21 protein-coding genes are annotated in these 23,463 nt (G+C 64.1%); 10 read left to right on the plus strand and 11 right to left on the minus strand.

Translation table 11 applies throughout. The features are described from left to right. The first annotated feature begins 118 nt into the window (after positions 1 to 118). The 3 genes from OEZ49_RS02245 to OEZ49_RS02255 all read left to right on the plus strand — a co-directional run bounded on the left by OEZ49_RS02245 (position 119) and on the right by OEZ49_RS02255 (position 4,478). Positions 119 to 1,765: an electron transfer flavoprotein-ubiquinone oxidoreductase gene (locus OEZ49_RS02245; RefSeq protein ID WP_263386806.1), complete on the plus strand. Its 1,647-nt coding sequence runs from the start codon at positions 119 to 121 to the stop codon at positions 1,763 to 1,765. 171 nt (positions 1,766 to 1,936) lie between these two features. After that, positions 1,937 to 3,649 carry a tetratricopeptide repeat protein gene (locus tag OEZ49_RS02250; protein ID WP_263386807.1) on the plus strand — a complete coding sequence of 571 codons (1,713 nt, stop codon included), beginning with the start codon at positions 1,937 to 1,939 and terminating at the stop codon, positions 3,647 to 3,649. Beyond that, a complete protein-coding gene (locus OEZ49_RS02255) occupies positions 3,639 to 4,478 on the plus strand; it encodes a 4-(cytidine 5'-diphospho)-2-C-methyl-D-erythritol kinase (RefSeq protein ID WP_263386808.1) in 840 nt (279 codons plus the stop codon). Before OEZ49_RS02250 ends, OEZ49_RS02255 begins: the two co-directional genes overlap by 11 nt. Positions 4,479 to 4,557: 79 nt before the next feature. Here the strand turns inward: OEZ49_RS02255 and OEZ49_RS02260 are convergent, their stop codons facing one another. Then, a complete protein-coding gene (locus OEZ49_RS02260; RefSeq protein WP_263386809.1) occupies positions 4,558 to 5,556 on the minus strand; it encodes a polyprenyl synthetase family protein in 999 nt (332 codons plus the stop codon). 58 nt (positions 5,557 to 5,614) lie between these two features. Between OEZ49_RS02260 and OEZ49_RS02265 the strand changes: the two genes are divergently transcribed. From OEZ49_RS02265 to OEZ49_RS02275, 3 genes are all read left to right on the plus strand, one after another. Then, on the plus strand, positions 5,615 to 5,830 hold the full coding sequence (locus OEZ49_RS02265; protein ID WP_263387069.1) for a putative signal transducing protein: 216 nt from the start codon (positions 5,615 to 5,617) through the stop codon (positions 5,828 to 5,830). After that, the gene (locus OEZ49_RS02270) at positions 5,827 to 6,600 is read left to right on the plus strand and encodes a tRNA1(Val) (adenine(37)-N6)-methyltransferase (RefSeq protein WP_263386810.1); all 774 of its coding nucleotides are present in this window, start codon (positions 5,827 to 5,829) and stop codon (positions 6,598 to 6,600) included. Before OEZ49_RS02265 ends, OEZ49_RS02270 begins: the two co-directional genes overlap by 4 nt. 111 nt (positions 6,601 to 6,711) lie before the next feature. After that, positions 6,712 to 6,876, plus strand: a complete 165-nt coding sequence (locus OEZ49_RS02275) for a YdcH family protein (protein WP_164129169.1) — start codon at positions 6,712 to 6,714, stop codon at positions 6,874 to 6,876. On the opposite strand, the gene yddG is transcribed toward OEZ49_RS02275, so the two are convergent. The 10 genes from yddG to OEZ49_RS02325 form a co-directional block, all read right to left on the minus strand. Beyond that, positions 6,873 to 7,739: an aromatic amino acid exporter YddG gene (yddG, locus tag OEZ49_RS02280; protein WP_263386811.1), complete on the minus strand. Its 867-nt coding sequence runs from the start codon at positions 7,737 to 7,739 to the stop codon at positions 6,873 to 6,875. The two genes, OEZ49_RS02275 and yddG, sit on opposite strands and share 4 nt — an antisense overlap. Then, complete coding sequence (gene gcvA, locus OEZ49_RS02285) at positions 7,736 to 8,686, minus strand: transcriptional regulator GcvA (RefSeq protein WP_263386812.1); 951 nt, start codon at positions 8,684 to 8,686, stop codon at positions 7,736 to 7,738. The genes yddG and gcvA overlap by 4 nt, the downstream gene beginning before the upstream one ends. 364 nt (positions 8,687 to 9,050) lie before the next feature. Further along, entirely contained in the window at positions 9,051 to 13,409 is a 4,359-nt protein-coding gene (locus OEZ49_RS02290; RefSeq protein ID WP_263386813.1) for a GAF domain-containing protein, read from the minus strand. Positions 13,410 to 13,677: 268 nt separating this feature from the next. Further along, the gene (phbB, locus tag OEZ49_RS02295) at positions 13,678 to 14,400 is read right to left on the minus strand and encodes an acetoacetyl-CoA reductase (protein ID WP_164129165.1); all 723 of its coding nucleotides are present in this window, start codon (positions 14,398 to 14,400) and stop codon (positions 13,678 to 13,680) included. A 188-nt stretch (positions 14,401 to 14,588) separates the two neighbouring features. Then, complete coding sequence (locus tag OEZ49_RS02300) at positions 14,589 to 15,764, minus strand: acetyl-CoA C-acetyltransferase (protein ID WP_263386814.1); 1,176 nt, start codon at positions 15,762 to 15,764, stop codon at positions 14,589 to 14,591. Between the two features lie 173 nt (positions 15,765 to 15,937). After that, positions 15,938 to 16,786: an EAL domain-containing protein gene (locus tag OEZ49_RS02305; RefSeq protein ID WP_263386815.1), complete on the minus strand. Its 849-nt coding sequence runs from the start codon at positions 16,784 to 16,786 to the stop codon at positions 15,938 to 15,940. A gap of 226 nt (positions 16,787 to 17,012) precedes the next feature. Then, a complete protein-coding gene (locus OEZ49_RS02310; protein ID WP_263386816.1) occupies positions 17,013 to 17,945 on the minus strand; it encodes a sterol desaturase family protein in 933 nt (310 codons plus the stop codon). Continuing rightward, on the minus strand, positions 17,942 to 18,328 hold the full coding sequence (locus OEZ49_RS02315; RefSeq protein WP_263386817.1) for a hypothetical protein: 387 nt from the start codon (positions 18,326 to 18,328) through the stop codon (positions 17,942 to 17,944). The genes OEZ49_RS02310 and OEZ49_RS02315 overlap by 4 nt, the downstream gene beginning before the upstream one ends. A 63-nt stretch (positions 18,329 to 18,391) precedes the next feature. Continuing rightward, on the minus strand, positions 18,392 to 19,462 hold the full coding sequence (locus tag OEZ49_RS02320; RefSeq protein ID WP_263386818.1) for an NAD(P)H-dependent flavin oxidoreductase: 1,071 nt from the start codon (positions 19,460 to 19,462) through the stop codon (positions 18,392 to 18,394). Positions 19,463 to 19,524: 62 nt separating this feature from the next. Then, positions 19,525 to 20,097: a TlpA disulfide reductase family protein gene (locus tag OEZ49_RS02325; RefSeq protein ID WP_263386819.1), complete on the minus strand. Its 573-nt coding sequence runs from the start codon at positions 20,095 to 20,097 to the stop codon at positions 19,525 to 19,527. 24 nt (positions 20,098 to 20,121) lie between these two features. Between OEZ49_RS02325 and argH the strand changes: the two genes are divergently transcribed. From argH to lysA, 4 genes are all read left to right on the plus strand, one after another. Beyond that, positions 20,122 to 21,513, plus strand: a complete 1,392-nt coding sequence (gene argH / locus OEZ49_RS02330) for an argininosuccinate lyase (protein WP_263386820.1) — start codon at positions 20,122 to 20,124, stop codon at positions 21,511 to 21,513. Next, a complete protein-coding gene (locus OEZ49_RS02335) occupies positions 21,510 to 21,641 on the plus strand; it encodes a hypothetical protein (protein WP_263386821.1) in 132 nt (43 codons plus the stop codon). Before argH ends, OEZ49_RS02335 begins: the two co-directional genes overlap by 4 nt. Positions 21,642 to 21,698: 57 nt before the next feature. Continuing rightward, positions 21,699 to 22,013, plus strand: coding sequence for a DUF2834 domain-containing protein (locus OEZ49_RS02340; RefSeq protein WP_263386822.1), 315 nt, complete (start codon positions 21,699 to 21,701; stop codon positions 22,011 to 22,013). Between the two features lie 155 nt (positions 22,014 to 22,168). Further along, entirely contained in the window at positions 22,169 to 23,434 is a 1,266-nt protein-coding gene (lysA, locus tag OEZ49_RS02345; protein WP_263386823.1) for a diaminopimelate decarboxylase, read from the plus strand. The last annotated feature ends 29 nt before the right edge of the window (positions 23,435 to 23,463 follow it).

The following is a 23,463-nucleotide window of genomic DNA, read 5'->3' on the forward strand; positions in this document are numbered from 1 at the left end:
GCGAATAAAACCTCGCGTTTCAATTGACGCTTGACCTGCATAGCCTGTAATCAAGCGCGAAACTTTATTGCGTCCGGCCCGCGACCGGAGAGCCAAACCAAAGCCAAGGAGCGTCACGATGGCCGAGATTGAACGCGAAGCGATGGAATATGACGTGGTGATCGTCGGGGCGGGTCCGGCGGGCCTGTCGGCGGCTATCCGTCTCAAGCAACTTGATGCCGACCTGAACGTCGTTGTGCTGGAAAAGGGCTCGGAAGTGGGCGCGCATATCCTGTCGGGCGCGGTGCTGGATCCCTGTGGTCTGGATGCGCTGATCCCCGACTGGAAGGAGAAGGGCGCCCCCCTGAACGTGCCGGTGAAAGAGGACAACTTCTATGTCCTGGGCGAGGCCGGGCAGATCCGTGTACCGAACTGGCCGATGCCGCCTCTGATGAACAACCACGGCAATTACATCGTGTCGATGGCCAATGTCTGTCGCTGGATGGCCGAACAGGCCGAGGAACTGGGTGTCGAGATCTTCCCGGGCATGTCCTGTTCCGAACTGGTCTATGGCGACAATGGCGAGGTCAAGGGCGTGGTTGCCGGTGTCTTCGGCCTGGAGGCCGACGGCTCTTACGGCCCCAACACCGAGCCGGGGATGGAGCTGCACGGCAAATATGTCTTCCTGTCCGAAGGGGTGCGCGGTTCGCTGGCCAAGGAAGTGATCGCCAAATACGACCTGCAAAAGGGCAAGGAGCCGCAGAAATTCGGCATTGGCATGAAAGAGATCTGGGAGATCGACCCGGCCAAGCACCGCGAAGGCACCGTGACCCATACCATGGGCTGGCCTCTGGGCGGCAATGCGGGCGGTGGCTCGTTCATCTATCACCTGGATAACAATCAGGTCTATGTGGGCTTTGTGGTGCACCTGAACTACAAGAACCCGCACCTGTTCCCCTATATGGAATTCCAGCAGTTCAAGCATCATCCGATGGTGGCCGAGCTGCTGAAGGGCGGCAAGCGCGTCGCCTATGGCGCCCGCGCCATCACCGAGGGCGGATACCAGTCGATGCCCAAGATGGTGGCACCCGGCGTGGCGCTGCTCGGCTGTTCGGTCGGCATGGTCAACGTTCCGCGCATCAAGGGCAACCATAACGCGATGCTGTCGGGCAAGGCTGCGGCAGAGGCCGCGTATGACGCGATCCAGGCGGGCCGCCAGTCGGACGAGCTGAGCGATTACGAGACCGAGGTGCGCACCGGCGCCATCGGCAAGGACCTGAAAAAGGTGCGCAACGTCAAGCCGATGTGGTCCAAATGGGGGCTGGTGCCCTCGCTGGCGCTGGGCGGGCTCGACATGTGGACCAACACGCTGGGCTTCTCGTTGTTCGGCACCCTGGGCCATGGCAAGACCGATGCGGCTGCGACCGAAGAGGCCAGCAAGCACAAACCGATCGACTATCCCAAGCCCGATGGCACGATCAGCTTTGACCGGCTGACCAACGTGTCCTTTGCCGCCACCAACCACGAGGAAAGCCAGCCCTGCCATCTGCGGCTGTCCGACCCGGATGTGCCGGTCAAGGTGAACCTGCCCAAATACGCCGAACCGGCGCAGCGCTATTGCCCGGCGGGTGTCTATGAGGTGGTCGAAGACGATGGCGGCCCGCGATTCGTGGTCAACTTCCAGAACTGCGTGCATTGCAAGACCTGCGATATCAAGGACCCGAGCCAGAACATCACCTGGGTTACCCCGCAGGGCGGCGACGGGCCGAACTATCCCAATATGTGATGGGGCCTCTTCACAGTGGACAGCGCCGGGCCCTGCCCGGCGTTTTCTTTTGCGCACGAGCAGGCAAAGACATGCCGTTGAGCGATTGTGACCAGCCTCCCCGTGCTTCGGCCATTGCACCGGACCCTGCTACGCCCTAGCTTTGGACAAGGCAGCAGGAAAGGTGGACCCTTGGCGATTTCTCTGGTCAGAAAGACGGTGCTGGCGGCACTGCTATCGGCAGTTTCTCTCCCTGCGGTCGCGGATGTGGCCGCCGGGTCCTATTTGGCCGCCCGGCAGGCCGCCTATACCAACGATTTCGAAGCGGCGGCGGAACACTATGTCCGCGCGCTTGCGACCGATCCTAAGAATCCCGCGCTGTTGGAAAATGTGGTGCTGTCGCAACTGGCCCTTGGTCGGATGGATCAGGCAGTGACCATCGCCGAGCAGATGGAGGCGATGGGCCTCAAGAGCCAGGTCGCCAGCATCGCTGTGATCGCGAACCTGCTGGCCGAGGGAAAGTTTCAGGAGGTCCTGGACCGTGACTCCGAAAGCCGCGCGGTGGGCAAGCTGGTCGACGGGCTGATTGCCGGCTGGGCCCATATGGGCACCGGGTCGGTGGCCAAGGCGCTGGCACAGTTCGATGTGGTGGCGGACGAGGCGGGCCTGCGCGGGTTTGCCTATTACCACAAGGCGATGGCCCTAGCCTCGGTCGGCGATTTCGAAGGCGCCGAGGCCCTGTTTTCCGCCGATGATGGCGCCTTGACAACGATCTCGCGCAGGGCCGCCATCGCCCGGGCGGAAATTCTGTCGCAGCTCGACCGTAACGAACAGGCGCTGGAGATGCTACGCGATGTGTTCGCCAGCGGTTTCGATCCGGCGCTGAGTGACATCGCAGACCGTTTGGCAGCCGGGGAAACCCTGCCGTTCTCGCTGGTGCGTTCGGTCGAAGACGGGCTGGCCGAGGTGTTCTTTACCATCGGGGCCGCCCTGAACGGCGAGGCGTCCGACGATTATACGCTGGTCTACATCCGCATCGCCGTTTTCCTGCGCCCCGATCACATCGACGCCCTGTTGATGACGGCCGGGTTGCTTGAGGAAATGGGCCAGTTCGACCTGGCAGAGGCCACGTACAAGAAAATCCCGTCCGACAGTCCCGATTACCATGCCGCCGAACTGGGCCGGGCCGAGGCGCTGCGCCGCGCGGCCAAGCCCGACGCCGCGATCGAGGTGCTGGAAAAGCTCGCCAAGGAATACCCGAACCAGCCCCAGGCCTATATCTCTCTGGGCGACCTGCAACGCCAGCAAGAGAGCTATGACAAGGCCGTGACCGCCTATGACAGGGCGCTTGAACTGACCGAAGGCGAGGCGCCCAACCTCTGGTTCCTGCACTATGCCCGTGGCATCTCTCACGAGCGCCTGGGCAACTGGGACAAGGCCGAAGCCGATTTCCGCGCTGCACTGGCGCTGAACCCGGATCAGCCGCAGGTGCTGAACTACCTTGGTTATTCGCTGGTCGAGAAAGAGCAGAAACTGGACGAGGCGTTGGACCTGATCCAGCGCGCGGTCGCTGCGCGTCCCGACAGTGGTTATATTGTCGATAGCCTTGGTTGGGTGCTGTTCCGCCTCGGTCGCTATGACGAAGCGGTGGGCCATATGGAACGTGCGGTCGAGTTGATGCCGGTGGATCCGGTGGTCAACGACCACCTGGGTGACGTGCTTTGGGCCGTGGGGCGGGTGCGCGAGGCCGAGTTCCAATGGCGGCGCGCGCTGTCTTTCATCAAGCCCGAGGATACCGATGGCGAGGCCGATCCCGACCGGATCCGCCGCAAGCTGGAAACCGGTCTGGACGCCGTTCTGGCCGAGGAAGGATCGCCGCCCCTGAAGGTGGCCAATGGCGATTGAGGCCTTTGCGCCGGCCAAGATCAATCTGACCCTGCATGTGACCGGCCAGCGCGACGATGGCTATCACCTGCTCGATTCGCTGGTGGTCTTTGCTGGTATCGGCGACACGATCCGGGTGGTACCCTCGGATGCGCTGACACTGGAGATCGACGGGCCAGAGGCTGGCGGGCTGTCCGCCGAGCCAGACAACCTGGTGCTGCGCGCGGCGCGGCTGCTGGCGCCCGGGCGCGGCGCCGCGATCACCCTGACGAAACGGTTGCCGGTGGCCTCGGGCATCGGTGGCGGGTCGGCGGATGCCGCCGCCACTTTGGGGGCCATGTCGAAATTGTGGGATCTGCCAATGCCCGGAGCGAAGCAGGTGTTGACGCTTGGCGCCGACGTTCCGGTCTGCTTGTCCACCTCGCCCGCCCGCATGCGCGGGATCGGCGAGCGCCTGGACCCGGTGCCGCCGCTCCCGGAAATGGATATCGTGCTGGTCAACCCGCGCGTCGCGGTTTCGACGCCCGCCGTCTTCAGGGCACTGGAAATCAAGGAAAACCCGCCGATGGAACCGGATCTGCCGTGCTGGCGCGACCTGCCCGCGTTCATTTCCTGGCTCGGCGGTCAGCGCAACGATCTGGCCGCGCCCGCCACCGCGCAGCAGCCGGTGATCGGCGATGTGCTGGACGCCCTGCGCGACGCAGGGGCGCTGTTCGCTAGCATGTCCGGCTCGGGGGCCACCTGTTTCGGTCTCTTCCCGCCCGATGGGCATTCCGCCAAGTCGGTTGCCAAGGCCGTGCTGTTTCTTGAGCATCCAGAGTGGTGGTGTACTCACGGGCGTGTTCTTTAGCCCGCCCAGCCCTTCATTTCGCCCAAAATACTCCGGGGGTGAGGCCCGCGAGGGCCGAGGGGGCAGCGCCCCCTTTGCCTCAGTTCAGCCGTGAGACCACGTAATCGGCCAGGTCGCTCAGCATGGTGCGAATCTCGTGGCTGGGCAGCACTTCCAGCGCCGCGCGCGCCTTGGCCGCCCAAGCCTGAGCATCCGCTCGCGTGGCCGCCAGGGTGCCGTATTTCTCCATCAGCGCCAACGCCTGTTCCAGGTCGCCTTCGGCCTGCTTGCCTTTTTCGATGGTGCGCACCCAGAACGCGCGCTCTTCGTCGGTGGCCTGCGCCACCGCCTTGATCACCGGCAGCGTCAACTTGCGCTCGCGGAAATCGTCGCCCACGTTCTTGCCCGTGGCCTTGGCGTCGCCTTGATAGTCGAGCAGATCGTCGGCGATCTGGAACGCGATCCCGAGCGCGTCGCCATAGTCGAACAGCGCCTTGACCTGCGCTTCGGGCGCGCCCGCGATCACGCCGCCAACCTCGGTTGCCGCCGAAAACAGTGCCGCTGTCTTGCCGCGCACAACCTTCAGATAAACGCTTTCATCCGTTTTCAGGTCGGTCGCCGCAGTCATTTGCAGCACCTCGCCCTCGGCGATGGTCGCGGCGGCATTGGCCAGAATATCGAGCACCCGCAGCGAGTTCGTCTCGACCATCAACTGAAAACTGCGGGCAAACAGGTAGTCACCCACCAGTACCGAGGATTTGTTGTCCCAGAGCAGGTTGGCGGTGGGGCGTCCGCGCCGCTGGGCGCTTTCGTCGACCACATCGTCATGCAGCAGGGTGGCGGTGTGGATGAACTCGACGGTCGCGGCCAGCTTGATGTGATCGCTTCCCTGATAGCCGCAGAGCCGCGCCGCCGCCAGCGTCAGCATCGGGCGCAGGCGCTTGCCGCCCGCCTCGACCAGATGGGCGGTCACCTCGGGGATGCGCGGTGCGTGTTCCGAGGCCATCCGGGTGCGGATCAGCGCGTTCACATCCTGCATTTCCGAGGACAGAATAGCGGCCAGCCGGTCATGCGGTTTCGTGTTCACCTTGGCGTCCATCTTCGTTCTTCTTTACAAGGCTCGACAATGGCGCAGCCTTGCCCTTACATCCATCCCCATGAAAGAGCTAATACGCAGCACCGACCCGACAGTCATGGCCTTTGCCTCCGCCCTTCTACAGGGCGAGGATATAGACTGCTTTCAGATGGACGTAAATATGAGCATTCTTGAAGGCGGGATAGGGATTTTTCCCCGTCGGATGATGGTCAGGGAGGAAGATTACGACCGAGCGGCAAGGGTGATGCAGGACAACGGTATTCCGCTGGGGAAATGACGGATTTCCAGGACGATCAACTGAGTTGCGACGACTTTCTGGGGGGGCGATTGCGACTGTTCCAGCCGGTTGCCGGATATCGGGCTGGGGTCGATCCGGTGTTTCTGGCCGCCTCGGTCCCGGCGCGGCCAGGGCAAACTGTGCTGGAACTGGGCTGCGGCGCAGGCGCAGCGATCCTGTGCCTGGGGCGGCGGGTAAGCGGGCTGGACCTGACCGGAATAGAGTTGCAACCGCCTTATGCGGCGTTGGCGCGGCGCAATTCGGACCTGAACACCATCCCGCTGGACATTGTCGAGGGCGATATCTCGGCGATTCCTGCTGCTCTGCGGCAGCGCCAGTTCGACCACGTGATCGCCAACCCGCCCTATTACCGCCCGGGGGCACATAGTTCGGCCAGTGACGCGGGGCGGGCGATGGCGCTGGGCGAGGGAACGCCGCTTGCTGCCTGGGTGGACGCCGCTGCGCGGCGTCTGATCCATCGCGGCTATCTGCACATGATCGTCAAGGCCGACCGCCTGCCCGACCTGCTGACCGCCTGCGACAGTCGGTTGGGGTCGATCGAGGTGCTGCCGCTGGTGCCGCGCGCCGGGCGCGCGGCGGAATTGGTGATCCTGCGCGCCCGCAAGGGCGGAAAGGCGGCGTTCCGCCTGCACCATGGACTGATTCTGCACGAGGGTGCGCAGCACCCCGGCGACCGGGATCACTATGTGCCGGAGATCTCCTGCGTTCAACGCGAAGCGGCGGCGCTTCCATGGCCTGAGGCTAGGTGAGCCGGCTCCGGCCGATATTTCAGTTTTGTGACAGATTTCCGTCGAGGCCGCGTGACAGGGTGATCGGGATGTGCTCAACTTGATCTATCCACAACTGAGAGGAGGATCGCCATGAGTGTGAGCGCGCATTTGACGGAACTGAAGAAGAAGCATGCAACCCTCAGTATCGAAGTTGAAGAAGCCCAGCGTTCGCCCGGTATCGACGACCTTCAGATCACCCAACTGAAGAAACAGAAGCTCAAGATCAAGGAAGAGATCGAGCGTCTTTCGACCTAATTCGCAAAGCTGGCGCGCGCTGCGAGCAGCGCGCCGCCGGTGATCAGGATCGCGGCCAGGCCCAGTGTCCAGCTGGGCGCCGCGATCCCTGTCAGAACCAGCACAAGCGTAGACAAGAGCGGGGCCGCATATGAACTGGTGCCCAACAGTTGGATGTCTCCACGCTTGACCCCGATATCCCAGACAAAAAACGCAAGGCCTACTGGGCCCAACCCGAGGCCGATTGTGGCCGCCCAGCCGATCGCACCCTGCGGCCAAGATGTTATTTCAAAAGCGAAATGCAAAGGCCACGAGGCCGCAGCAGTGGCCAGGCAAAACACCGCGACCGAACTGGTGGGCGCGTCCCCGATGCGGCGTGACAGGACCGAGTATCCCGACCAGGTCAGGGCACAAAGTAGGGCCAGGCCGTATCCCGGCAGATAAGCGGTGCTGAACCCCGGCCCGCCGCCGCCGGTGATGATCAGCGCGGCCCCGGCAAAGGCCACCAAAGCGCCCAGGAAATGATCGCGTCGTAATTGTTCGCCCGGCAGCAGGCCTGAGAAGAGCACGATCAGCAAGGGCCAGAGATAGGCGATCAACCCGGCCTCGGCCGCAGGGGCCAGCCGCAGGGCCGAGAAATACAGCGCGTGGTAGCCGAAAAGCCCAAGCGTTCCAAAAACATAGACCTGCCACCGCACGCCGCGCAACTGACCAAGGCCGCCGGTTGCAGCCGTCCAGATCAGCCCGAGCGTGCCGCCGATCGTGAAGCAGATCGCGTTCAGCAACAGTGGCGGCGTGGGGCTTGATCCAACCGTGAGCAGGGCCAGCAAGGCCCACAGAAGAACGGCGACAAAGCCGATGGCGGTGGCGCGGATGCGGGTCATTGCGGCGCGATCTCTTCGATAGGTATGATGGTGAAGGCGTCGGAGATATGCGCGGTCTTGTCAATCTCGGCCATGAACCAGTCGCGAAAGGCGGCGATCTGGGGGCGGGTTTCGGCGCCTTTCAGGCAAAGGAAGCGGAAACGCCCCTGTGATTCAATCGCTGTTTTGAAGGGCGCGACCAGGCGACCCTCCTCCAAGTCCTTGATAATCATCGCTCTTCTGGCTAGTGCAACGCCCGCACCCGCAACGGCTGCATCGACGGCGTGGTCGGCGTTGGAAAAATGCGTGCCGTGTGTGGGAGTAAAGGAGATGCCGACCGCGCGGAACCAGACGGGCCAGTCGACGGGCGGGCGGAGGAAAGCGATAGAATCGTCGAAGATGAGGGGAGCTTCGATCAGGCTTTCGGGGGTCGTGTAGCGTTCGGAAAGCTCGGGCGACATCACCGGCGTAAGCCATTCTTTGCGTACCGGAAACGAATAAAGTCCTTCGTCATCAAGGCCATAGCCGAAGCGGATCGCGACATCCACATCCTCGCGCGCGAGGTCCATAACGCGCAGGGTTGCCGAGAAGCGCAGATCGATCGTGGGGTGTTTACGGGCAAAGTCATAGAGACGGGGCGCCAGCCATTTCGCGGTGAGCGCGGGGCCCGCGGTGACGGTCAGGGTGGTATTGTCCTGCATCCGCCGAACACTGCGCCATGTATCTGTAAGTATCTGAAAACCATCACTTATTCCGGGGGATAATGCGCGGCCGATCTCGGTGAGTTCGACCGCACGGTTGAGGCGGCGGAACAGGGGTTGGCCGACGTGCTCCTCCAGCGACTTGATCTGAAACGACAGCGCGGCAGGGGTGACATTCAGCTCTTCGGCAGCCTTGGCAAAGGACATGTGCCGGGCGGCGGCCTCGAAGGCGCGCAGGGCGGTGAGGGGTGGCAGGCGGTCGATCATAGAGTAAGAAAATCTTGACTGAAGTAAGAGAAACTCTCGTTTGTGACTTTGATTTTCTGGAGACATATTGGGGTCAAGTCAAGAGAAACTGAATCAATGAAAAGGAGCCCGAGATGATCGAGATGACGACAAACCCCGCTGCCCGCCGGGCCATGGAGCGCGCGCATCAGGAACGCGCCCGCGCCATCAGGAACGCCTGGAGCTGGCTGTTCGGTTCCCGCTGACCGCTGCGCGCGCGGACTTACGGGATGATCGGGGTCGACCCTGCCGGGTTGGCCCCGATCCTGTTTTGTACCGGAAAATGACCGTTTTGTACCCGCTGCAAACGGGCGATTGACCGTTTTGTACTGGGCGCAGAGGCGCCTCAGCCGCTTGCGAGGCGGAAGATTTCGACCGGTTCGCGAATGCCCTTGAGGGTGACTTCGCCCTTCGATTCGACGGCGTAGTCATCCTCGACCGCGATCGAGGCGCGGGGGCTGAGCAGGATCTCTCCATCCTCGGCCTCGTCGCAGAGACGGGCGGCGAGGTTCACGGCAGTGCCCGAGGCGGTGTAGTCGAACCGTCCCTCGTAGCCGACCATGCCGACGGTCGCATATCCCATAGCGACGCCGACGCCGAACCCCAGCCGGTGCCCCAGCCGTTTCCAGCCGCGGCAGAGATCGGCCATGCGGTCGCGCATGGCCAGCGCCAGCCGCACCGCCTCGCCCGCCGGATCGTCGCAGGGGAGGGGATCGTTGAACAGCACCATGATGCCGTCGCCCATCCGGTGATCGACCCCGGCGCCATGGGCGTTGATCAGCTTGCCCATCTCCTGATGATAGGTTTGCAGCACCTCGATGGTCTCTTCGGGTTCGGCGGTTTCGCAGAAGGCGGTAAAGCCGCGAATGTCGCAGAACAGCACCCCCAACAGGGCGCGGTGGCTGGACAGCATCTTCTCTGACCCCGAAGAGACCACGGTGTCGGCCACGGCGGCGGGCAGGAAGCGTTTCAGGCGGCCCATACGTTCGATCTCGCCCACCTGATCCTCGACCCGGGTCTCCAACTCGGCGTTCAGCGCTTCGAGCGCCTTGAACTGGCGCACGTTCTCGATGGCGATGACGGCCTGGGCGGCGAAGGTTTCGACGAGGGCGATATCACGGTGCTGGAACGAAGCGGCCTCGTGGCGAAACAGGTCGATGCATCCCACCGCCTCGCCGTTGAAAAGCAACGGAACCGACAGCATCGAGCGAATGCCGGTTGTGTCCACGAAACGGCGGGTCAGCGTATCGCCTTTTGTATAGCTTGCTTCTTTGGTCAGATCGCCCACGGCCCGGGACTTGCCGGTTCGGACGGCTTCCGCCGCCAGCGACTCTCCGTCGACATCCAGGAACACCTCGTCAGTTTCCAGGTCGTTTTCCAGCGTGCTCCATTCAGCCCGCAGTTTCAGCAGGTGCCGGTTTTCATTCAGCAGCAACAGCGTCGCCCCCACTGCGTTGCACAAGCGGGCGGCGCGACTGAGGATCGCTTCGAAAACCGGGCTTTCATCGTCCCGGCTCTGGCTGATGATTTCGAGGATTTCGGCCGAGGCGCGTTCGCGTTCCAGCCGCTCCTGCACCTCGCGGAACTGGCGCACGTTTTCGATGGCGATCACCGCCTGCGCGGCGAAGGTTTCGACCAAGGCGATCTGGTCAGGCGTGAACGGGTGGATTTCGCGGCGATAGAGGTTGATGGTTCCGATTGCGCGCGTACCCCGGATCAGCGGGATCACCAGATACGAGCGGATCTTTTCCAGTTCTGCCAGTTGCGCGCGGCGGCCTTCGGCGGTGTCAGGCAGGTCCAGGGCCGACAGATCCTCTATCTGGATGATGCGCCGCTCTGTGATCGCTTGAGAGGTGGTGAGGACCGAACTTTGGATTGGTTCGACCTGTGTGTTCCAGACCCGCGCCATTTCGGGACCGGCACCGCGATGTGCCGGGACGCGGAAATGCGTGCCCTCGTCGTTGACGAGGCTCATGAAAGCCAGCGGTGCATCGCAGAGCCGGCAGGCGTTCGCCAGGATTGCGTCGAACACCGGGGTCTCATCTTCGCGCGACTGGCTGATGACGCCGAGGATCTCGCCGCTGGCCTTTTCGCGCTCCAGCCTTTCCTGCACTTCGCGGAACTGGCGGACGTTCTCGATGGCGATCACAGCCTGGGCGGCGAAGGTTTCGACCAGCGCGATTTCCGATTGGTCGAAAGGTTTCACCTCGCGCCGGAACAGGGTCAGGTTTCCGATCCCCTCGCCGCCTCTGGTCAGGGGAACGAACAGAACGCTGCGGACACCGGATTCGTCCACCATCGCGCGCACAACCGGGCTGTTTGCCTGATAAAGCTCGCTTTGCCCCATGTCCTCGAACGAGATCAGGCGGTTTTCCATGATGGATCTTGCCGCGTAGGACAGGCTGGCATCCATCGGCATCCGGCCCGTGTCGTAGAGTTCGATCGCGGCGGGAAACATGCCTCTGTGTGCGGCCAGTCTCTGGGCCGCATCCTGCCGGGTCCCCAGGATCAGCCCGGCGAGCGGCGCGTTGCACAGGGCACAGGCGTTTTCGAGGATCGCCTCGAAGACCGGTTTCTCGTCCTCGCGGCTCTGGCTGATGACTTCGAGAATTTCGGCCGAGGCGCGCTCGCGCCGCAAACGCTGCTGCACTTCGCGGAACTGGCGGACATTCTCGATGGCGATGACGGCCTGGGCGGCAAAGGCCTGAACCAGGGCGATCTGGTCATCGGAAAACGGCGCCACTTCGCGGCGATAGAGCGAGATGGTTCCGAGGCACGTCTCGCCGCTTGTGAGCGGGACCACAAGCAGGGTTCGCATCCCCTCGGTCTCGACGGCATGCACGCGCAGGGGCTGGCCTGCGGCGTAGAGTGGGCCGGCGGCCAGATCCTCGATATGTACGACGGTCCTTTCCGTGACCGCGCGCGCCGTGTCCGACTGTGTCGGGTCGAGCGGTAGGGGGCTGGACTTCATCACCGCGACGAATTCCAAGGAGGTGCCGTGGAACGCGACCAGTTCCAGAGCGGCCGCATCCGGCGTGATCAGGCGGATGTAGGCCAGCGGTGCATCACAAAGCCGCGCCGCGCCGTCGAGTATGGCGTCGAAGACCGGTGTTTCGTCGTCGCGGGATTGCGAGATGACGCTGAGGATGTTCTTGGTGGTGGTTTCCCGTTCGAGACGGGTCTGGACCTCGCGGAACTGGCGGACATTCTCAATGGCGATGACAGCCTGGGCGGCGAAGGTTTCGACCAGCGCGATTTCACCGGGGGAAAATGGGCGCTTTTCCCGCCGGTAGAGCGTGAAGGCGCCAATGCCGATGCCTTTGCTGACCAAGGGCACGGAGATGAAGCTGCGAAAGCCTTCTTCGTCGACCATCTTGCGCCGGTACATTTCCCCGGCGCGGTACATTTCGGACCCCTGTGCATCCGGAACATGCTGCGCCTTGCACTCGTTGATGGCGCGGGCCACTGCGAGCCGCTCCGGGTCAAGCGGAAACGGGTTCTCGCGCAACCAGTCAATCATGTCGGAGTGCATTCCGCTCCACGCCTTGATCTCAAGATGCGTGCGATCCCGGTTTGGCAGAACCAGAAACCCGAAGGGCGCGTCGCACAGGCTCAGGGCTTTGTCCAGGATCACGTCGAACACGGGCTGATCGTCGTCGCGCGATCGGCTGATGACTTCAAGAACGTCGCGGGTCGCGGTCTCTCGCTCCAGCCGGGTCTGGACCTCGCGGAACTGGCGGACATTCTCGATGGCGATGACAGCCTGGGCGGCGAAAGTTTCGACCAGCGCGATCTCGTCCGGGGCAAAGGGGCGCACCTCTTGCCGAAACAGCACAAGGCAGCCGATGCCCCGGTCGCCCGAGCGCAGCGGCACGGCCAGCAGAGTGCGCATGTTCTCGGTATCCACGGCGGCAAGCGTCATCGGGTTGCCGTAGCGGTAGTTCTCGGATTCGCGCAGGTCGTGGATATGGATGACCTTGCCGGTGCGGACCGCCTCGACGTGATAGTTGGGGGCATCCATCGGCCAGACCCAGCGATCTGACGGGATGACGCGTTTCGAATTGCCGAAGGTCGCGACCTCGCGAAGGTGGGCACCGTCAGGGTCGACGATATCCAGATCCGCCAGGGGCGCATGGCACAGGCGCGCGGCGCTTTTGAGGATGACGTCGAAGACCGGCCATTCGTCATCGCGGCTTTGGCTGATGACCTGAAGGATCTCGGCCAGAGCGGTTTCTCTTTCCAGGCGGGTCTCGACCTCGTGGAACTGGCGCACGTTCTCGATGGCGATGACGGCCTGGGCGGCGAAGGTTTCGATCAACCTGATTTCGTCATCGGTAAAGGCCTGCACTTCGCGGCGGAATAGCGTGATGCAGCCGATGGCCCCAGCCTCGCCGAGGAGTGGGACGCAGAGGATCGTTCGCATGCCTTCCGATTCGACCATCGCCACGCGACCCGGGTCGCCCTGCCGGTAGAGGTCGGTATCGGTCAGGTCCTCGATATGGACCACGCGTGCCGTCCGCATTGTCACCGCTGGAACCAGATGGCTGTCCAGCGGTCTTTCGGCCGTTCCCACGGACAGGTGCCGCAGCCCCTCACCGAAGTGCGCAACAAGGTGCCAACGGCTGCGCGCGGCATTGAGCAGGCACAGATTGGCAAGCGGCGCCCCAGAAAGATGCGCGGCCCTTTCCAGAATTGCTTCGAACACGGGTTGAGCATCCGCGCGCGACCGATGCAGAAGGCCGAGAATGTCGTGCAGGGCCTGTTCGCGCTCCGAGATGGGAGCGTTCGCTGACGACCGATGGGGCGGCGTGTCTGGAGGCGGGTGAAGGGCCAAATCCTGTGCTCCGGTCATGCGGTATGCCTCAGGATAAGGCCGTCATGGTCCCTGCGCCTAATTTTTTCGAGCGATACGCCCGGGTTGAACGAAAAAGGCCGCCCCAGAGGGCGGCCTGTCCTTGCGGCTGGACCGGCGTTTAGCCGAAGAACTGGGCACCGTTGGCCGAAATGGTCGAGCCGTTGATGAACTGGGCGTCGTCGGAGGCCAGGAAGACCACGCAGCGGGCGATTTCCTCGGGCTCGCCCAGGCGGCCTGCGGGGATCTGGGCGATGATCGACTCGCGGACCTTTTCCGGCACCGCCATGACCATTTCGGTCGCGATGTAGCCGGGGCAGACCGCGTTGGCGGTGATGCCGGCGCGGGCGCCTTCCTGGGCCAGGGAGCGGACGATGCCGATGTCGCCTGCCTTGGTCGCGGCATAGTTGACCTGGGCGAACTGGCCTTTCTGACCGTTGACCGACGAGATCACGATGACGCGGCCGAACTTGCGCTCGCGCATGCCGGGCCAGACCGGGTGAACGGTGTTGAACACGCCAGTCAGGTTGGTGTCGATCACTTGCTGCCACTGTTCCGGGGTCATCTTGTGGAAGGGCGCGTCCTTGGTGATGCCTGCGTTGGCGACCACGACGTCGATCGGGCCCAGATCGGCCTCGACCTTGGCGATGCCTGCGGCGCTTTCCTCGTAGCTGGCGACGTTCCACTTGTAGGTCTTGATGCCGGTTTCGGCGGTGAAGGCGGCTGCGGCTTCGTCATTGCCGGCATAGGTGGCGGCGACATTGTAGCCTTCGGCCTTGAGCGCCTTGGAAATCGCGGCGCCGATGCCGCGCGAACCGCCGGTGACGAGTGCTGTACGTGCCATTGAAGAATCCTCCAGATCTGAATTGGCTTGATAATGGTGTTACGCTGCGAGGTTGAAATGCGCAACATTGTTTCGCGGAGAATTTCCGCATTGCAGAGTAACAATATTGTCGCAGGTGCAGCATGTTCTTGGAATGCCACGAAAAAGGGCGCCTGACGGCGCCCTGTTCCTATGGCCGGTTCGGGCGATCAGTCACGCTCCACACAGAGGGCGACGCCCATGCCGCCACCGATGCAGAGGGTCGCGAGACCCTTCTTGGCGTTGCGGCGCTTCATCTCGAACAGCAGGGTGTTCAGGACGCGGCAGCCCGAGGCGCCGATCGGGTGACCGATGGCGATGGCGCCGCCGTTCACGTTGACGATGGCCGGATCCCAGCCCATGTCCTTGTTCACCGCGCAGGCCTGGGCGGCAAAGGCTTCGTTGGCCTCGACCAGGTCCAGATCCTCGACCTTCCATCCGGCCTTGGCCAGCGCCTTGCGGCTGGCGTGGATCGGGCCGACGCCCATGATCGACGGGTCGAGCCCGGCGGTTGCGTAAGAGGCGATGCGGGCCAGAGGCTCGATCCCGCGCTTTTCGGCGTTCTCGGCGGTCATCAGCAGGGTGGCCGCGGCGCCGTCGTTCAGGCCGCTGGCATTGGCGGCGGTGACGCTGCCATCCTTGGTGAAGGCGGGGCGCAGTTTCTGCATCGCCTCGATGGTGGCGCCGTGACGGATGTATTCGTCACTGTCCATCACGATGTCGCCCTTGCGGGTCTTGATCACGAAGGGCACGATCTCGTCGGCGAACTTGCCGGCCTTTTGCGCGGCTTCGGCCTTGTTCTGCGAGGCGACGGCGAATTCATCCTGCATCTCGCGGCTGATCTGCCACTGTTCGGCGACGTTCTCGGCGGTCTGGCCCATGTGATAGCCGTTGAACGCGTCCCACAGCCCGTCGCGGATCATGGTGTCGATGTATTTCATGTCGCCCATCTTGTGACCGGCGCGCAGATGCGCGGCATGGGGCGAGAGGGTCATGTTTTCCTGACCACCGGTGATGACGATGTCGGCGTCGCCGAGCAGGATGTGCTGGGCACCCAGCGCCACGGCGCGCAGGCCCGAGCCGCAGACCTGGTTGATGCCCCAGGCCGAGCTTTCCTTGGGCAGGCCCGCGTTGACATGGGCCTGGCGGGCGGGGTTCTGGCCCTGGGCCGCGGTCAGGACCTGACCGAGGATGGTTTCGCTCACCTCGGACTTGTCGATGCCGGCCCGTGCCACGACCGCTTCGAGCACTGCGGCGCCGAGGTCATGGGCGGGGGTGTTTGCGAAAGATCCGCCAAAGCTGCCGACGCCGGTACGAGCGGCCGATGCAATTACGATGTTGGTCATGTGATCCGATCCTTTGCCGTCATGGTCTGGTGGGAAATCTGACGGCAAACGAGTCATATGTCGACTCTGGAGCGCAGCTTATTCCCCGATGAAGCGCCCTTGACATAGCGTAATGCTGCATGTGCAGCAACGGACAGCTTGTCTCACATTCGCGCGAGATCGGAGGGGGTTTGTCAGGCAGTGGCCTTGGACGTTGGATTCGCACGCTTTTTGCCCCATTTCGGGGTAACGGTGGGGGCTGCGTAGAGATAACCCTGAAGGCAGTTCACGCCGTTTTCGACAAGAAAGGCGGCGTCGGCCTCTGTCTCGACCGATTCCGCGATGATCAGCATCTCGAACTCGCGGGCCAGCGCGATGAGGGCGCGCACGATGGCCTGATTGCCGTGGTCGCCGCTGACCCCGCGCACAAAACGGCCGTCGATCTTGACCGCGTCGAAGAAGAAGTCGCGGAAGGCGTTGACGTCGATGGGGCCGTCGCCGAAATCGTCGAGCGCAAAGGCAATGCCGCGCGGTTGCAGCCGGTCCATCAGGTCGATCACCAGTTCCGGTGTCGCCATGGCCGAGGTCTGGTTGATCTCGAGGATCAGCCGTTCGCCGAGCGACGGGTCGCGGGACAGGTGCTGCTCCAACGTCTGCATCCAGGACTGAAAGCCGATGGAGCGGGCCGACATGTTGATCGACAGGCGGATGTCCTGCTTCTCTCGCAGGAGGCGGAGCCCGGTGTCGAGTGCGATGCGATCCAATTCGCGGCCGATCTCGGTGTTTTCAACCTGGGGTATGAAATCGCGGGCGGGGATCTGGCGGCCGGTCTCGTCAAGCACGCGAATGAAGCCTTCCCAGAAGGCGACGGTGTGCGGCGGACGGGCCTGTAGCACCGGCTGGTAGGCCAGCATGCAATCGCCGTGGCGGACCGCGTCGGTCGCCATTTTGACCGCCGAGCGGTCGCGCCCGGAGATCGCGGCGCTGAGCGGGCTGTCGGTGCCGGGCGGCAAGTCGGCCAGTCGGGTGCGGCGGTTCTGCATGACGGTGGTTCCATCCCATGGGTCGGCGGCGAGCCTGCCCAGAGTTTGTCAAAACCGTGAATCGGGGGTTAAGGCGCGCGTTTTCTTAAAATGCGAGATATCGCCCCTGTGCCCCGGGGCGGATGGAAAAACGCCCCAAGTTCAGCGTGTTGGGTGCCTGCGGAGTGATCGTGTCGCTGCCGTGCGGGTCGGCCGAAATGGCTAAAATCCGAGATTTCTGCCCGGATCAGGTGCGAAATCCCGGCGTGCCGCGGTCCTGCGGGTGGCGGGCGAGGTGCTTGGCCTTGATCTGTTCCGAGGTGTCGCGGCTGCCGTCATGGCTGTATCCCGGCGGCGCAAAGGCATAGGCAAGCCGCTGGCGTAAGGTCAGGCCGGGTTGCGTGATGTCGCGCAAGATCCCCAGCCATTCGTGGAACGCCACCCGCAGCGGGTTGAACGTGCCGAGGTTGTGGACGAGGCCGTAATCGACCTTTTCATCCTCCTGCTCGGGCACAAAAGTGCCGAACATCTTGTCCCAGATGATGAACACGCCCGCATAGTTGCAATCCAGATAGCGGGGGTTGCGGCCGTGATGCACGCGGTGGTGGCTGGGCGTGTTCATCACCGCCTCGAACCAGCGGGGCATCTTGCCGATCGCCTCGGTATGGATCCAGAACTGGTAGATGAGGTTGAGCCCGCCTGCAAAGAGGACCAGCGCGGGGTGAAAGCCCAACAGCACCAGCGGCGCCTTGACCACCATCATGAAGGTGAAGGTGCCGGTCCAGGTCTGCCGCAGTGCGGTGGTCAGGTTGTAGTGCTGGCTGGAATGGTGGTTGACATGGCTGGCCCAGACCCAGCGGATTCTGTGGCCAAAGCGGTGAACCCAGTAGTACCGAAGGTCATCCAGCACGAAACAGGCGATCAGCGCCCAGACCGAAGTGCCGAGGTCGAGCGGCGTCAGCCGCCAGAGGAACATGAAGAAGCCCCAGGCAATGAAGCCCAGGATGATGCCCTCGGCCACCGATCCGGCGCCCATAAGGAGCGAGGTGACGGCATCGCGGGTCTCGTACCGGCCGCCGCGCTTCTTCATCGCGATCCACAGGAACTCGATCAGGATGGCGGCGATGAAGAAGGGAACCGCCAGTTGCGTGGGGTCGGGAAAGCTGAGCGTGTCGGTCATCTGGGGGTCATCCTGGCCTGCCAGTCGCGGCGTTCGTCGGGGGAAAGGTGCAGCGTCACCTGCGGCGCGGTGAAATCGTGGAACAGGACGCGGAGGCCCTGTGGGTGGTCGAATAGGTCGAAATCGCGCAGGTGGCGGCCCACGGTATCGGCCCCGAAGGACCACAGAAGGCCGGGGCCCTGTTCGGTCTCGACCAGGGCGGCGTGGCCGTCATGGGCGACGGTGACGCCGAGGATCATGTCGTCGGGGAAATGCCGGTGCCAGGCGGCGCGCGCATCCTCGGGCAACAGGACCGCCCGGTCCGAGCGACCGGTCAGGTGCAGGATGACGGCGATGGCCGATATGCCGCCGATCACCAGGATCAGCAGGATTTCAAGTGGCATGAGTTCCTCCGTGACACGCAGAGTGGAACCGGAGCGCGGCGCTTGTCAAAGGGTGGCGTGACGTCAGCGCGGGGCGAGGCGGGCCAGACTGTTCCGTGTTTCCGCGATCAGCCGCGCGATCAGGTCGGCGGCGGTGATGTCGCGGCCGAGCGTCAGGGCCTGACCACAGAGGTGGAACGATACCTCCTCATCCGGGGCGGCGTCGAGCAGCGGGGCCGAGAGCGCATACATCTGGATGAAGCCGGGCAGGGGGTCGTGGTGCTGCGCCATCTCCTCGGCGTAGCGCGAGCGGAGCGCGCGGGCGCAGCGCCCAGAGAAGGCGTCGGTGGCCATCGTGTCGGCCTCGGTCGCGGTGCGGAGCCGGTCGCGCCAGGCGGTTGCGGTGGCTGCCTCGGGGCAGCGGAGAAAGGCGGTGCCCATCTGTACGCCGGATGCCCCCAGCGCCAGCGCGGCGGCGATGCCGCGCCCGTCGGCGATGCCGCCCGCCGCGATCACCGGCACCGAGACCGCATCGGCCACCTGCGGCACCAGCGCCATCGTGCCGACGCCCTCGTAAGGTCGGGTCACGCGGTGCGAGCCGCGGTGACCGCCTGCCTCCCAGCCCTGGGCGATGATCGCGTCAAAGCCCGCACGGTCCAGCGCGCGGGCCTCGGCAGCGGTGGTGGCGGTGCCGACGAGGATAATCCCGGCACCCTTGAGCGCGGTCAGCACGGCGGCCTCGGGTATACCGAAATGGAAGCTGACCATGCGCGGGCGGAGCTCCAGCATCAGGTCGAGTTTTTCGGCGTCGAACCCGGGCTTGAGGTCGGGCAACTGCTCGGGCGGGGTGCCGAGGTTGTAGCGGTCATACCAGGGCTTCAGGCGGTCCCGGGTGCGGGCGAGGGTCTGTGGATCGGTGCGGGGCGCATCGACGGTGAAGAAGTTCAGGTTGAAGGGGCGGTCTGTCAGGGCGCGCAGCTCGGCCACTTCGCGCCGGATCCGGTCCAGCGGTTTTTCGGCGCAGCCCAGCGAGCCGAGCCCGCCTGCATTGCACACCGCAGCGGCCAGCGCAGGCGTGCAGGTGCCGGTCATCGGGGCCTGGATGATCGGGTGTTCGATCCCCAGAAGGTCACACAATCTCTGGTCGGGCCACATACTGTTTTCCTCCGGCGTGCAGGCCCAAGCAGGGTAGCATGAAATACTCCGGAGGTCGCGGCCTAGCCGTCGGTGCCGATCACAGCTGAGATGATGGCGCGGGCGCTGTCCGAGTTCCAGTCGGCATCGCCGATCAGGCGGGCTATCTCCATGCCGTCGGCGTCGATCAGCACCGTGATCGGCAGGCCGATCACCGCCATTTCACGCGCCAGCGCCTGTTTGGGGTCCTGGTGGCGGGGCAGGTTGTCGACCCCGATCTCGCCAAAGAACTTCTCGATCCCGGCAGGCGAGTTGCGGCCGGTGGCGATGGTCAGCACCTCGAAACTGTCGCCGCCCAGTTCGGACTGGAGCGCCGAAAGCTGCGGCATTTCCTTGCGGCAGGGGGCGCACCACGTGGCCCAGAAGTTCAGGAGAACCACCTTGCCCTTGTAATCGCCCAAAGTGGCCTCGCCCGCTCCGTCGGCAAGCTGGAACGGCACCTGAGACACGGCGCGACGTTCGGGCAGCACGATCAGTTTCTTCAGGTCGCCGTCGCGCAGCGCCTCGATCTCTGCACGGTCGGCGGCGAGGCCGGCGGATGGGTTTGCGCCCAGCGCGGCGGCGGTATAGACGAGGGCGAGCAACAGTTTCTTCATATCCCCTCCGAAGGGTTTAGCACGATGACCGACAAGACCTCGAACCAGATGTGGGGCGGCCGCTTTGCCGCCGGACCGGACGCGATCATGGAAGCAATTAATGCCTCGATCGGGTTCGACAAGCGGATGGCGGCCCAGGACATCGCGGGCTCGCGGGCCCATGCGGCCATGTTGGCGGCCACGGGCGTCATTACGAATAGTGATGCCGAGGCCATTCGGGAAGGGCTGCTCACCGTTTTGTCAGAGATCGAGGGCGGTTCGTTTACCTTTTCCACCGCGCTGGAGGACATTCACATGAATGTCGAGGCGCGGCTGAAGGACATCATCGGCGAGCCGGCGGGGCGGCTGCACACGGCGCGCTCGCGCAACGACCAGGTGGCGACCGATTTCAAACTGTGGGTGCGCGACCAGTTCGACGCCGCCGAACAGGGGCTGTTGGCGCTGATCCGGGCGCTGCTCGGTCAGGCCGAGGCGGGGGCCGATTGGGTGATGCCGGGGTTCACTCATCTCCAGACGGCACAGCCGGTGACCTGGGGCCATCACATGATGGCCTATGTCGAGATGTTCGGCCGCGATCTGAGCCGGGTGCGCGACGCTCGCGCGCGGATGAACGAATCGCCTCTGGGCTCGGCGGCGCTGGCGGGAACGTCGTTCCCCATCGACCGGCATATGACGGCGACGGCGCTCGGGTTCGACCGGCCTACGGCCAATTCGCTGGACGCGGTCAGCGACCGCGATTTTGCGCTGGAGTTCCTGTCAGTCGCCTCGATCTGCGCCATGCACCTGTCGCGCTTTGCCGAGGAGCTGGTGATCTGGTCCAGCGCGCAGTTCCGGTTCGTGATCCTGTCTGACCGGTTCTCGACCGGGTCGTCGATCATGCCGCAGAAGAAGAACCCCGACGCGGCCGAGCTGATCCGGGCCAAGGTGGGGCGCATCTTTGGCGCCAATACCGCGCTGATGATGGTGATGAAAGGGCTGCCGCTGGCCTATTCCAAGGACATGCAGGAGGACAAGGAACAGGTCTTCGACGCCGCCGACAACTGGATGCTGGCGCTGGCGGCGATGGAGGGGATGGTGCGCGACATGACCGCGAACCGCCCGTCTCTGGTCGCCGCTGCCGGGTCGGGCTTCTCGACGGCGACGGACCTGGCAGACTGGCTGGTGCGGGTGCTGGGCCTGCCGTTCCGCGATGCGCATCATGTGACCGGCAGCCTGGTGGCGCTGGCCGAGAAGAAGGGCTGCGATCTGCCGGACCTGAGCCTCGACGAGATGCAATCGGCGCATGCGGGCATCACGGCGGATGTCTATGGTGTGCTTGGCGTGGAAAACTCGGTAAACTCGCGCCAGAGCTATGGCGGCACGGCGCCCGCGCAGGTGCGCGCGCAGATCGCCCGCTGGAAGGAGATGCTGGCATGAGTGCGATCCGCCTGGGCCTGATCGTTGCGCTGGGCGCGCTGCTGTCGGGCTGCGGCGCCGATGGCGAGCCGGAAACGCCGGTCGCGGGGCTGGGCGGGGCTGAACGGACGATGGTTGCGTCCGCCTGACACCGGCGGGCTGGACCGTACCGGTCCGTGCCCTAGATCGAGGCGCAAGACGAGGAGATGACCTTGACCCCGTTGCGCCTGATCTTTCTCGCCCTCGCGATCTGGGGGGCGATCCATCCCATGTGGTATTTCCTGCAATGGTTCGCCGAAAACGGCGTCGACCTGGGGGCGATGGTTGATGCCTGGCACGCCAATGCCGCCAGTTCCGGGCTGGTCTGGGACCTGACGATCTCGGCCGTGGCGCTGACGGTCTGGGTTCTGGCCGAGACCTGGCGGACCCGCAACTGGACCGGTCTGCTGGCTGTGCCGGCCACATTCGGTATCGGGGTGAGTTGCGGCCTGCCGCTCTACCTGTTCCTGCGGTCGCGGTAGAGGGGGCGCTGCCCCCGTCGCGCTTTGCGCGACTCCCCCGGAGGTATTTTCGACCAGAAAGAAGCAGGGGCGCGTTTGGGCTTCTTTCTGGTCCTAAATACTCAAAATTGCGGGACCGATTGATCTGGATGGGCGTTTCGGGATAAGCGCGCGGTATGGATCATTTTCTCTATCGCGACGGCGCGCTGTACGCCGAGGATGTGCCCCTGACCGACATCGCCGCCGCGGTGGGCACCCCGTTCTATGTGTATTCCACTGCGACGCTGCTCAGGCATTTCCAGCTCTTCGACGAGGCGCTGGAAGGGACCGATCACCTGGTCTGTTACGCGATGAAGGCGGCCAGCAACCAGGCGATCCTGCGGACATTGGCGCAGGCCGGGGCGGGGATGGATGTGGTCTCGATGGGCGAGTATCTGCGGGCGAAGGCCGCTGGTGTGCCGGGCGAGAAGATCGTGTTCTCGGGCGTGGGCAAGACCGCGGAGGAAATCCGGGTCGCGCTGGAAGGCGGTGTTCGCCAGTTCAACGTGGAATCGGAACCCGAGATGGAGGCGATCAACGCCGTGGCCCTGAGCCTGGGCAAGGTGGCACCGATCACCATCCGGGTGAACCCGGATGTGGACGCCAAGACCCATGCCAAGATCGCAACCGGCAAGTCCGAGAACAAGTTCGGCATCCCGATCGCGCGAGCCAGCGCGGTCTATGCCCATGCCGCCGCGCTGCCGGGTCTGGAGGTGGTGGGGATCGACGTGCATATCGGCTCGCAACTGACGGATCTGGCACCGTTCGAGGCCGCCTATCAGAAAGTTGCCGATCTGACCGAGCGGTTACGTGCCGAGGGGCATGACATCCGCCGACTGGATCTGGGCGGGGGCCTGGGCATTCCCTATACCCGCTCGAACGAGGCGCCGCCGCTGCCGCTGGACTATGGCGCGCTGATCAAGCGCACGCTGGGGCATCTGGGCTGCGAGATCGAGATCGAGCCAGGCCGCCTGATCGCGGGCAATGCCGGGCTGATGGTGTCCAAGGTCATCTATGTCAAATCCGGCGAGGGGCGCGATTTCCTGATCCTTGACGGGGCGATGAACGATCTGATCCGCCCGGCCATGTATGACGCGCATCACGATATCGTGCCGGTGATCGAACCCGAGCCGGGGGGCGATCCGCAGCCTTATGACATTGTCGGGCCCGTCTGCGAGACCGGCGACACCTTTGCCAAGGGACGGCTGATGCCGCCGCTTGCCGCCGGTGATCTGGTGGCGTTCCGCAGCGCGGGGGCCTATGGCGCGGTGATGTCGAGCGAGTACAATACCCGGCCGCTGATCCCCGAGGTTCTGGTGAACGGGGATCAATTCGCGGTTATTCGCGCAAGGCCGAGCTTTGACGAAATCATAAACCGCGATACCATTCCCTCGTGGCTTTGACGCGGGTGACCCGCGCGGGCCCCGAAGGA

Source organism: Ruegeria marisflavi (assembly GCF_025673445.1).
Classification (GTDB): domain Bacteria; phylum Pseudomonadota; class Alphaproteobacteria; order Rhodobacterales; family Rhodobacteraceae; genus Ruegeria_B; species Ruegeria_B marisflavi.

Excerpts from the sequence above, each read along its gene's own strand:
- OEZ49_RS02245 (WP_263386806.1), top strand. The coding sequence starts at position 119 with ATGGCCGAGATTGAACGCGAAGCGATGGAATATGACGTGGTGATCGTC.
- OEZ49_RS02255 (WP_263386808.1), top strand. The coding sequence starts at position 3,639 with ATGGCGATTGAGGCCTTTGCGCCGGCCAAGATCAATCTGACCCTGCAT.
- OEZ49_RS02260 (WP_263386809.1), bottom strand. The coding sequence starts at position 5,556 with ATGGACGCCAAGGTGAACACGAAACCGCATGACCGGCTGGCCGCTATT.
- OEZ49_RS02265 (WP_263387069.1), top strand. The coding sequence starts at position 5,615 with ATGAAAGAGCTAATACGCAGCACCGACCCGACAGTCATGGCCTTTGCC.
- OEZ49_RS02270 (WP_263386810.1), top strand. The coding sequence starts at position 5,827 with ATGACGGATTTCCAGGACGATCAACTGAGTTGCGACGACTTTCTGGGG.
- OEZ49_RS02275 (WP_164129169.1), top strand. The coding sequence starts at position 6,712 with ATGAGTGTGAGCGCGCATTTGACGGAACTGAAGAAGAAGCATGCAACC.
- yddG (WP_263386811.1), bottom strand. The coding sequence starts at position 7,739 with ATGACCCGCATCCGCGCCACCGCCATCGGCTTTGTCGCCGTTCTTCTG.
- gcvA (WP_263386812.1), bottom strand. The coding sequence starts at position 8,686 with ATGATCGACCGCCTGCCACCCCTCACCGCCCTGCGCGCCTTCGAGGCC.
- phbB (WP_164129165.1), bottom strand. The coding sequence starts at position 14,400 with ATGGCACGTACAGCACTCGTCACCGGCGGTTCGCGCGGCATCGGCGCC.
- OEZ49_RS02300 (WP_263386814.1), bottom strand. The coding sequence starts at position 15,764 with ATGACCAACATCGTAATTGCATCGGCCGCTCGTACCGGCGTCGGCAGC.
- OEZ49_RS02305 (WP_263386815.1), bottom strand. The coding sequence starts at position 16,786 with ATGCAGAACCGCCGCACCCGACTGGCCGACTTGCCGCCCGGCACCGAC.
- OEZ49_RS02310 (WP_263386816.1), bottom strand. The coding sequence starts at position 17,945 with ATGACCGACACGCTCAGCTTTCCCGACCCCACGCAACTGGCGGTTCCC.
- OEZ49_RS02315 (WP_263386817.1), bottom strand. The coding sequence starts at position 18,328 with ATGCCACTTGAAATCCTGCTGATCCTGGTGATCGGCGGCATATCGGCC.
- OEZ49_RS02320 (WP_263386818.1), bottom strand. The coding sequence starts at position 19,462 with ATGTGGCCCGACCAGAGATTGTGTGACCTTCTGGGGATCGAACACCCG.
- OEZ49_RS02325 (WP_263386819.1), bottom strand. The coding sequence starts at position 20,097 with ATGAAGAAACTGTTGCTCGCCCTCGTCTATACCGCCGCCGCGCTGGGC.
- argH (WP_263386820.1), top strand. The coding sequence starts at position 20,122 with ATGACCGACAAGACCTCGAACCAGATGTGGGGCGGCCGCTTTGCCGCC.
- OEZ49_RS02335 (WP_263386821.1), top strand. The coding sequence starts at position 21,510 with ATGAGTGCGATCCGCCTGGGCCTGATCGTTGCGCTGGGCGCGCTGCTG.
- OEZ49_RS02340 (WP_263386822.1), top strand. The coding sequence starts at position 21,699 with ATGACCTTGACCCCGTTGCGCCTGATCTTTCTCGCCCTCGCGATCTGG.
- lysA (WP_263386823.1), top strand. The coding sequence starts at position 22,169 with ATGGATCATTTTCTCTATCGCGACGGCGCGCTGTACGCCGAGGATGTG.